This is a genomic window from Xenorhabdus entomophaga, assembly GCF_037996725.1.
GTDB classification, from domain to species: domain Bacteria; phylum Pseudomonadota; class Gammaproteobacteria; order Enterobacterales; family Enterobacteriaceae; genus Xenorhabdus; species Xenorhabdus khoisanae.
The window spans coordinates 1-424 of record NZ_JBBMXH010000358.1 but is presented as its reverse complement, the minus strand read 5'-3'; the positions used below and the strand labels follow the sequence as shown (position 1 = coordinate 424).

General features: G+C 34.2%; 2 protein-coding genes. Both read left to right on the top strand.

Annotated elements, in window-relative coordinates; genetic code table 11:
* Nucleotides 1-167, top strand: a 167-nt coding sequence (csrA, locus tag AAC854_RS23185; protein WP_340619140.1) for a carbon storage regulator CsrA, incomplete at its 5' end; no start/stop codon positions are given.
* A gap of 1 nt (nt 168) precedes the next feature.
* Nucleotides 169-424: hypothetical protein (locus tag AAC854_RS23180; RefSeq protein WP_340619139.1), on the top strand; the 256-nt coding region annotated here is incomplete at its 3' end.

The following is a 424-nucleotide window of genomic DNA, read 5'->3' as shown; positions in this document are numbered from 1 at the left end:
CTCGCCGCCCACAAGAAAAAATTATGATAGGTGACGATATCGTAATAACAGTATTAAGCATTCAAAGGAATCAAGTAAAAATCAGAATTGAAGCACCCAAAGAAATTCCTGTGCATCGTGAGGAAATTTATCAACGTATCCAACAAGAACAAAATAGGGATCAATAACATGAAAAGACTAATTGGTGGTAAATCTTACTTACGGAACGCACTTGAAGTTAATGAAGAAATACAGGCTATATTAATTCCGTTATTAAAAACGGTTGAAAATGAAGCCAGCACTGATACTCACGCAATGTTACGCGCTGTACGCACACTATCAATGATGCAGTATCGGGATATTAATAAATTAGATTGTATTCTTGATTCAGTTATCGAAACAAAAAAAACAGATTCTGATTTAAAAATAGAATTAGAACCAGCCA